The 8,534-nt window shown below is 71.7% G+C and carries 8 protein-coding genes; 3 read left to right on the top strand and 5 right to left on the bottom strand.

What is annotated here, in order from left to right; all coding sequences use genetic code 11:
- The 4 genes from coxB to BKE38_RS26055 all read right to left on the bottom strand — a co-directional run.
- Positions 1-760, bottom strand: a 760-nt coding sequence (coxB, locus tag BKE38_RS26040; RefSeq protein ID WP_367596342.1) for a cytochrome c oxidase subunit II, incomplete at its 3' end; no start/stop codon positions are given.
- 566 nt (positions 761-1,326) lie between these two features.
- Positions 1,327-2,049, bottom strand: a complete 723-nt coding sequence (locus BKE38_RS26045) for a class I SAM-dependent methyltransferase (protein ID WP_076960117.1) — start codon at positions 2,047-2,049, stop codon at positions 1,327-1,329.
- Between the two features lie 132 nt (positions 2,050-2,181).
- The gene (locus BKE38_RS26050; protein ID WP_076960118.1) at positions 2,182-3,057 is read right to left on the bottom strand and encodes a DMT family transporter; all 876 of its coding nucleotides are present in this window, start codon (positions 3,055-3,057) and stop codon (positions 2,182-2,184) included.
- Between the two features lie 105 nt (positions 3,058-3,162).
- A complete protein-coding gene (locus tag BKE38_RS26055; RefSeq protein ID WP_083747882.1) occupies positions 3,163-3,933 on the bottom strand; it encodes an SIMPL domain-containing protein in 771 nt (256 codons plus the stop codon).
- Positions 3,934-4,164: 231 nt separating this feature from the next.
- On the opposite strand from BKE38_RS26055, the gene BKE38_RS26060 reads away from it, so the two are divergent.
- From BKE38_RS26060 to BKE38_RS26070, 3 genes are all read left to right on the top strand, one after another.
- Positions 4,165-5,145 (top strand): LysR family transcriptional regulator, encoded by a 981-nt coding sequence (locus BKE38_RS26060; RefSeq protein WP_076960120.1) that lies wholly within the window; start codon positions 4,165-4,167, stop codon positions 5,143-5,145.
- Between the two features lie 157 nt (positions 5,146-5,302).
- Positions 5,303-6,208 carry an EamA family transporter gene (locus tag BKE38_RS26065; protein WP_076960121.1) on the top strand — a complete coding sequence of 302 codons (906 nt, stop codon included), beginning with the start codon at positions 5,303-5,305 and terminating at the stop codon, positions 6,206-6,208.
- Between the two features lie 98 nt (positions 6,209-6,306).
- Positions 6,307-7,992: a methyl-accepting chemotaxis protein gene (locus tag BKE38_RS26070; RefSeq protein WP_076960122.1), complete on the top strand. Its 1,686-nt coding sequence runs from the start codon at positions 6,307-6,309 to the stop codon at positions 7,990-7,992.
- 316 nt (positions 7,993-8,308) lie between these two features.
- Here the strand turns inward: BKE38_RS26070 and BKE38_RS26075 are convergent.
- Positions 8,309-8,534: GcrA family cell cycle regulator (locus BKE38_RS26075; protein WP_278247650.1), on the bottom strand; the 226-nt coding region annotated here is incomplete at its 5' end.

Genomic DNA, 8,534 nt, shown 5'->3' on the forward strand with positions numbered 1-8,534 from the left:
GGGCGCCGGAGCCCTGGGCGGGGGCGCCGGAGCCCTGGGCGAAGCGCTGCTTGGCGCTCGCCACCCAGGCGTCGAACTCGGCCTGCGGCACGGCCTTCACCACGATCGGCATGAACCAGTGGTTGGTGCCGCAGATCTGGTTGCACTGGCCGTAGAAGGTGCCCACCCGGTCGGCGCGCAGCCAGGTCTCCATGGTGCGGCCCGGGATGGTGTACTTCTGCACGCCGAGGCTCGGCACGAAGAAGCTGTGGATCACGTCCTGGCCGGTGGTGATGATGCGGATGTCCTTGCCCACCGGGATCATCATCGGCTCGTCCACCGAGAGATTGCGCAGGTGGCCGAGCTCCGGCTTCAGATCGGCTTCCTGGATCGGATAGCTGTCGAAGGCGAAGTTGCCCTGGTCCGGATAGGCGTAGTGCCAGTACCACTGCCGGCCGGTCACGTTGACCGTCAGCTCGGCGTCGCGCGCCCGGTCCTGGTAGTAGATCAGCCGGAAGGACGGCACCGCGATGCCGATCAGGATCAGCACCGGCACGACCGTCCAGGCGATCTCCAGCACCGTGTGGTGGCTGGTGCGGCTGGGCACCGGGTTCGCCTCGGCGCGGAAGCGCCACATGGCGTAGATCATCAGCAGGCCGACGAAGATCGTGATGATCACGATGATCCAGAGGACCAGCTGGTTGAAGTCGTGGATGCTCTCCTTGACCGGCCCCGCCGCCTGCTGCAGCGACATCGCCCAGTTATGCGGCTGGCCGATCATCGGCGCCTCACCCCCGGGGGTCGCCGCAGAAGCCGCTGGAGACTGGGCCAGGGCCGCGGCCCCGGGCAGCAAGGAGGCCGCCGCCACCCCGAGAGTGGCCGCCAAACCTGCGAAGCGCGAAACGATCGACCGCCGCATTCCCTATCCCGTCCGCCCGTTATCCCTTGCACCCAACCGGGGCGCAGGCGCGCATGTCTGCGCTGTCCCGAGCCAGGCCGCACCGCACGGCCCAGCCACCCTCCCCCGCTGGGGAGCGGAGGAGAGGCGTTTGGGCGACCATAATCGCGCCCTGCCGCCCCGCACAAGGGATGCCAGGGCAATGAAGGGGCCAGGATCGGTCCGTCCGCGGATGGACAAGCCCCTGGAAGGGCGCTTTTCCCAGCACCAGCAGGGCCGGCGGCGATCGGCCCCCGGCTGCCGGGCGGAATGATCGGCGCAACAATCTCTGCCGCGGATCTTTCGATTCGCGCAGCGACGGTGGCAAAACGGCGCCGCCCGGCGCAACGGAAAGAGGGGGCGTCCCGACGGACGCCCCCTCCCCGATCCTCGATGAAGAAAAAAAAGAATCAGGCTGCGACGGCGACCGCCATCTCACCCGGCGCGGCGTTGCGCAGATGCACCAGGGTGAAGAGCCCGGCCGGCGGGCAGGGCTGGATCTCCTCGACCTGCACCTTCTCGCGGTCGAACAGGTCGGAGAAGGCGAAGTCGGGATGCCAGCCCAGCACGCGCGACAGCGGCGCCATGGTGCGCTCGACCCACCAGCGCGGCCCGGCCTCGGCGGCGAAATGGTTGACGAACAGCAGATGGCCGCCGGGGCGGACCACGCGCTGCATCTCGGCCATCAGCTTCTTGGCGTCGGGCACCACCGAGGCGGTGAACATGGCCACCGCGATGTCGAAGGCGCCGTCGCGGAAGGCCATCTGCTCGGCATCCATCTCGAGCAGCCCCTCGACATGGCCGAGCCGCTCCTCGCGCACCCGCTCCTCCGCCTTCAGCAGCATCTCGCGCGACAGGTCGATGCCGACCACGCGCTTGTCGCCGCGGTAGCGCGGCAGGGCCAGGCCGGTGCCGACGCCGACCTCCAGCACGCGCGTGCCCGGCAGGCGGTTGACCGCCGCCACCGCGCGCCGGCGGCCATAGGAGGAGACCCCCCCGAAGACCGCGTCATAAACCCCCGCCCAGCGGCGATAGGCGTCCCGCACCGAATTGGCATCGAGCGCCGCGCGCGGGTGATCCCGCAGCGCCTGTTCCGCCGGCGGCTGCCGCGGTGTTCCGAATGTCGTGGCCATTCCCTGTCCTCGCGCCCGCATTCCGCTACCCGCTTGACGCTTCCGGCGCAAGCCGCCGCGTAAACGCGGGCCCCAGGGGTTACAGTGCTGCAACGCTGCGGCTCGCTGACGGTTGATCGGCGGCGCCGCGAATCAGGGCCTTGGCGCGGGCCGCGCCGGCATGACCACCAGCACGCCGCCTGCCGCGATGATCGCCGCCCCGGCCAGGGTCCAGCCGTCCGGCCAGTCGTTGAAAACCAGCATCGAGGCCAGCACCGCCCAGACCAGCTGGGTGTAGCTGAGCGGCGCCAGCAGGCTGGCAGGCGCCCGGGCGAAGGCCATCACCAGCAGCGCATGGCCGACCCCGCCCAGCGCGCCCAGCACCGCCAGCCCCGCCCAGCCCCAGCCGCTGGCCGGCCAGGTCCAGACGAAGGGCTGCGCCAGGGCGGTGACCACCGCCGCCGCGACCCCGGTGTGCAGGATGGTGGTGCGCGGGTCGTCGATGGCCGCCAGCCGCCGGGTCATGATCTGGTAGACGGCGTAGATGGCGGCGGTGCCCAGCGGCAGCAGGATCGCCGCATGCGGCAGCGGCCCGCCGGTCAGGAAGGGCGGCCGCAGCGCCACCAGCACGCCGACCAGCCCGATGCCGATGCCCAGCCAGCGGCGCCAGCCGACGCTCTCGCCCAGCCAGAGCGCCGCCAGCGCCACCGTCAGCAGCGGCGAGGCGAAGTTCACCGCCGTCGCGTCGGCCAGCGGCACATGCACCAAAGCGTGGGAAAACATATAGTTGGCGCCGGCCAGGCACAGGCTGCGCAGGATCTGCTGCACCGGCGCCTTCGACCGCCAGGGCAGCGGGCCGCTGAGGATCCGCAGCAGCAGCGCCACGAAGGCCACATGCACCACGAAGCGGCAGAACATCAGCTGCGCGACGGCGAAGTCCGCCGTCATCGCCTTCACGGTGGTGTCCATCGCCACGAAGAGCGCGATGGCCAGGAGCTGCAGGCCGATGCCGGCGAGGGTGGCGGACATTTACCCCGTGGATGGCGGTGTCAGCCTGAGCATGACACCGCTGTCCCGATCCGGGCAGCCACCCGCGTGGCGATTTTGCCGCCCCATCGTCTCTGATGGGCTGCCTCAGGGGCTGAGGACGATCTCCGCCGACACCGTGGCCTGCACGATCACATCCTCGGGAGCCGAGACCGGAGCCGGCGCCGCCGGGCTCCGCGCCATGGCCAGCGCCATCATCCTCGGCTGCGGCCGCTCCACCTCGCCGAGCTGCAGCCGGCGGATGGCGGCGACCTTCAGGCCGAGCTGGCCGGCCACCGCCTCGGCGCGGGCGCGCAGCGCGGCGATGGCCATGCGCTCGGCTTCCTGCCGCGCCGCCTGCTCCTGCGGGCGGGACAGCGACCAGCCGAGCTCGCCCATGGCCAGGCGCTGCTCCTGCAGGCTGCCGGCCAGCTCCAGCAGCGGCGCGGCCTCGGATCCCCGCAGCCGCAGGCCCTGGGTCGCGACCCATTGGCGGCTCTCCTCGTTGCGGCTGGTCCAATAGGCGCCGGTGGTGGCGGTGATGCCGCTGACCGCCCTGGCCGCGGCCAGCGCCTTCTCCATGGCGGCATTCAGCGCGGCCTGGGCGGCGGCGGCATTGCCGGCCCGGGCCTCGGCGCGGAGCACGGCATGCACCTCGTCCGGGGCGCGGCACACTTCGGCGGTCTCGCTCAGCGCCAGCACGGTGCGGCGGGCGCGGTGGTCGGCACGCAGGGCGCGGTCCGGCGCGGCGGCGGAGGCCTCGGGGGCCGGCGCCGGGGCCTGGGCCTGGGCCTGGGCCTGGGCCTGGGCAAAGGCGGGCGCGGCCAGCAGGGCGGGCGCCAGCAGCGCGGGGATCAGCATCGGGAAAAGTCGGCGCATCGGCGGTTCTCCTGGATTTTCCGACGCATATCGGGCGGGCGGGCGTCGCTCGCCACCCCCCGGCGGCCATTGAGGCGGTCACGCTTCAGGCAGAAAAGCGGAGGCCCCCTTCTGTTTCGCTCCAGCCAGACCCAATTTGCGCAGGAATCCGCAAGAGCTTTCGGGCCAATAGCGGGTATCGGAGGATGCAATGCCCCTGCCCTGCCCCCCTTTCCGCGAAACCACCTGCCCATGAACCAGGCCCCGCATCACCACCACGTGGCGGATCTCAACCTGCTGCGGCTTTTCGTCGCGCTGGCCGAGGAACGCCATGTCACCCGGGCCGGCGAGCGGCTGTTCCTGTCGCAGCCCGCCGCCTCGGGCGGGCTGAAGCGGCTGCGCGCTCAGTTCGACGACCCGCTGCTGGTGCGCCAGGGCAGCGAGCTGCGCCTGACGCCGCGGGCCGAGGCCCTCTACGCCGCCATCGCCCCGCGGCTGCGCCAGCTCGATGCCGAGGTCTCGGCCGCCACCCCCTTCGAGCCCGGCCGCGACGCGCACAGCTTCCAGCTGGGCGCCACCGACGCGGTGGCCTTCGCCCTGCTGCCGCCGCTGCTGGCGCGGCTGCGGCAGGAGGCGCCGCGCTGCGACCTGTCGATGCGCACCGGCGACCACCGCACCCTGCCGGCCATGCTGGCGCAGGGCGAGATCGGTCTGGCGCTGGGCTTCCTCGGCCAGGACCTGCCGGCCAATGCGCGGCTCAGGGTGCTGCGCCATGCCGACTGGGTGCTGCTGCGCGACCCGGCCTCGCCGCCGGTGGAGACGCTGGAGGATTTCTGCGCGCGCAGCCATGCGCTGATCTCGCCGCGCGGCGATCTCAGCGGGCTGGTCGACGCGCTGCTGCACCAGCAGGGGCTGCAGCGGCGGGTGGTGGTGGGGGTCAGCTCCTTCGCCCTGCTCTCGGCGGTGCTGCCGGGGACCGATCTGGTGGCGACGGTGCCCGATTTCGTCGGCGAGCGGCTGGCGATCCGCGCCAGGCTGGCGGTGGACCAGCCGCCGGTGGCCCCGGCGCCGATGCCCAATGCCATGGCCTGGACCGAGGCGCAGGATCGCGACCCGGCCGAGCGCTGGTTCCGCGGCGTGGTGGTGGAGACCTTCAACGGCGTCTTCGGCCCGGCCCGGCCGATGCCGGCGGCCGGGGAGGCGCCCGGGGAAACCGCCGGCCAGGCGGCCTGACCGGCGAGGGAAGCGTCGGCAATTAAATGTCGCGCATCCCGCCTTCTGCATAACAAAAATGCGCAGACCGCGCGGCTGCCAGGGGTGCAATCCGGCAACCTTCGCTTAAGCTGCGGCCTCGACGGCGCGGTCTCCCCGCGTCCTGACGGGACCGCCCATGCCGCTCTGGATTGCCACCACCCTCGCCGCCGCCCTGCTGCAGACCTGGCGCACCGCCCTGCAGCAGAAGCTGCGCGGCCAGCTTTCGGTCAATGCCGCCGGCGTGGTGCGCTATCTCTACGGCGTGCCGGTGGGGATGCTGCTGCTCGGCCTCTATGCCGCGATCTTCGGCCTGGTGCCGCCGCCGCCCAGCTGGGGCTTCCTGGCCTTCGCCGCGGCCGGCGGGCTGATGCAGATCCTGGGCACCAACCTGCTGATCATGGCCTTCGGCGCGCGCGGCTTCGCCGTCGGCACCGCCTATGCCAAGACCGAGGCCGTGCAGGGCGCCATCCTGGCCCTGATCCTGCTGAACGAGCAGCTGTCTTCGCTCGCCTGGATCGGCATCGCGGTGGGTGTCTGCGGCGTCCTCTACCTGTCGCTGGCCGGCAAGAAGCTGACCCCGGCCGAGCTGCTGCGCGCCACCCTGCAGCCGGCGGCGCTGTGCGGGCTGGGGGCGGGCGGCTTCTTCGCGCTGACCTCGATCCTGGTGAAATCGGCCAATCTGGAGCTGTCGCACCCCGACCCGGTGCTGCGCGCCCTGGTCACCCTGGTCTTCACCAACATCCTGCAGACGCTGATGCAGGGCAGCTGGCTGGCCTGGCGCGAGCCCGAGCAGCTGCGCGCCGTCTTCGCCACCTGGCGCAGCAGCGCCCCCGTCGGCGCCCTCTCGGCCTGCGGCTCGGCCTGCTGGTTCAGCGGCTTCGCCCTCGCCCCCGTCGCCATGGTGCGCGCCCTGGGCCAGACCGAGATTATCTTCACGCTGCTGTTCAGCCGCTTCTACCTGAAGGAAAGCCTGAAGCGCAGCGAGGTGGCGGGCTCGGTCATCGTCGTCGCCGGCGTGGTGCTGGTGCTGCTCGGGCGCTGAGCCGGGTTTCTGAGGCGGTATAATCCGGGCGTTAAGGGAGGACAGGCTAGACCCGGGCAGGGCGCGTCGGTGGCGCCCGCAGGAGCCCGGCGATCCCCATGTCCTTCCTCAGCAATCTCAGCATCCGCAGCAAGCTGAGCCTGGCCTTCGGCGCCCTGGTGGTGATGGTGATGACGATGGGCGGCATCAGCGTCATGGCGCTGCGCTCGGTCAACCACGCGACCATGGACCTGGCCACCAACTGGATGCCGGCGGTCGACGCGCTGGGCGACCTGCGCGGTACCGCGACCCGGGTGCGGCTGGTCGCCTTCCAGGTGGTCACCGCCGAAAGCCCCGCCGCCCGCGCCGAGGCCCTGGCGCGGCTGGAGACCCGCAGCGCCGCGCTGAAGCAGGCCATGCAGGCCTATGCCGCACTGATCTCCGAGCCGGCCGAGCGCACCGCCTATGCCACCTTCACCCAGCAGTGGCAGACCTATCTGGCGGCGCAGGACCGCGCCTTCGCGCAGAGCCTGCAGGACCAGTCGGCCGCCATCATCGCCTTCAGCGCGCCGGCCGCCGCCATCTTCAACCAGGCCTGGGAAGCGCTGGAGGCCGCCAAGCAGGCCAATCGCGACGGCGCCCAGCGCAGCCAGGCCAATGCCGAGGACACCTTCTCCCGCTCGATGTGGCTGAGCGGGCTGCTGGCGGCGGTGACGCTGCTGGTGGCGCTGGCCGCGGCGCTGTGGCTGACCTTCGACCTGGCCCGCCCGGTCAACCAGATCGCCGAGCGGATGCGCCGCCTGGCGCAGCGCGACATGACCAGCCCGATTCCCGGCAACGGCCGCCAGGACGAGATCGGCGGCATGGCCACGGCGGTCGCCGTCTTCCGCGACAGCATGGCCGAGGCCGAGCGGCTGGGCGCCGAGCAGGCCGCGGCCCAGCAGCGCCGGCAGGAGCGCAGCCAGCGCATGGACGGGCTGGTGAAGCATTTCGAGGAAGCGGCCAGCGGGCTGTCCAACCACCTCTCCTCCGCCGCCGCCGAGCTCGAGGCCACCGCCCGCTCAATGAGCGACACCGCCGGCCAGGCCGACCGCCAGGCCAGCGCCGTGGCCAATGCCGCCGAGGAGACCAGCGGCGGCGTGCAGACCGTCGCCGCCGCGGTGGAGGAGCTGACCGCCTCGATCGCCGAGATCAACCGGCAGGTGGCGCAGTCGGCCACCATCACCGCCCGCGCCACCGCCGAGATGCAGCGCACCGACGCCACCGTGCGGGCGCTGGCCAGCGGCGCCCAGCGCATCGGCGACGTCATCGGGCTGATCAACAACATCGCCGGCCAGACCAACCTTCTCGCGCTGAACGCCACCATCGAGGCGGCCCGCGCCGGCGAGGCCGGCAAGGGCTTCGCAGTGGTGGCCTCCGAGGTGAAGAACCTCGCCAGCCAGACGGCCAAGGCGACGGAGGAGATCAGCGCCCAGATCGCTCAGATCCAGACCGCGACGCAGGAGGCGGTGGGCGCCATCCAGGGCATCGGCGGCACCATCGGCGAGATCAGCAACATCGCCGGCAGCATCGCGACCGCCGTGGACGAGCAAGGCCAGGCGACCCAGGAAATCGCCCGCTCGGTGCAGAAGACGGCGGTCTCGACGCGGGAGGTGACGCAGAACATCACCGGCGTCAGCCAGGCCGCCAGCGTGACCGGCCAGTCCGCCCAGGACGTGCTGGAAGCCGCCGGCCAGGTCGCCAAGCAGGCCGGCCAGCTCGGCGTCGAGGTCGGCACCTTCATCCGCGCGGTTCGGGCGGCGTGAAGAAAAGGCCGGGTCAGGAGGACGAAAGGGTCAGGAAGGCTGGGGCAATGAATGTTCCCTGCGAACCTGCAGGGTTGCGCCCATCCTCTTTCTGTTCATCGGCCGCCTGATCACCAGCGCACAAACGGCACCGTCGCCGGGGCATCACGGCGGGACGCCATGATACAAAAACAGCGCGACCTGACAGGTCGCGCTGCGCATTGTTGGGGCCGGGCACCGTCCCCACGTGGATATGGCAGTCACCCCGGTAAAAGAACGGGCGCGGCGCACTGCGCCTTGAGGGGATTCATTCCCCGGGCCTGCCCCTGCTCTCCCTTTAGGCGGCGTCTTCCCGACGATCCCGCGCCTTCACATAGGCGACGGCGGCGTGCTCGGGGCAGTAGGGCTTACCCGGGATGGCTTCGGCGGTGCAGAAGCGGAAGTCGGGCGTGCCCGGCTCGCCGATGGGCCAGCAGCAGGAGCGGCCGCCGCTGCGCTGGAAGGGGCGGACGACGGCGATTGGCGGGGCGGGCGGCAGGCGACGGGGCGGCGCGGGCGGACGC

This window comes from Teichococcus deserti, assembly GCF_001982615.1.
In the GTDB taxonomy this organism is placed as follows: domain Bacteria; phylum Pseudomonadota; class Alphaproteobacteria; order Acetobacterales; family Acetobacteraceae; genus Pseudoroseomonas; species Pseudoroseomonas deserti.

Excerpts from the sequence above, each read along its gene's own strand:
- BKE38_RS26045 (WP_076960117.1), bottom strand. The coding sequence starts at position 2,049 with ATGGCCACGACATTCGGAACACCGCGGCAGCCGCCGGCGGAACAGGCG.
- BKE38_RS26065 (WP_076960121.1), top strand. The coding sequence starts at position 5,303 with ATGCCGCTCTGGATTGCCACCACCCTCGCCGCCGCCCTGCTGCAGACC.
- BKE38_RS26070 (WP_076960122.1), top strand. The coding sequence starts at position 6,307 with ATGTCCTTCCTCAGCAATCTCAGCATCCGCAGCAAGCTGAGCCTGGCC.
- BKE38_RS26060 (WP_076960120.1), top strand. The coding sequence starts at position 4,165 with ATGAACCAGGCCCCGCATCACCACCACGTGGCGGATCTCAACCTGCTG.
- BKE38_RS26050 (WP_076960118.1), bottom strand. The coding sequence starts at position 3,057 with ATGTCCGCCACCCTCGCCGGCATCGGCCTGCAGCTCCTGGCCATCGCG.
- BKE38_RS26055 (WP_083747882.1), bottom strand. The coding sequence starts at position 3,933 with ATGCGCCGACTTTTCCCGATGCTGATCCCCGCGCTGCTGGCGCCCGCC.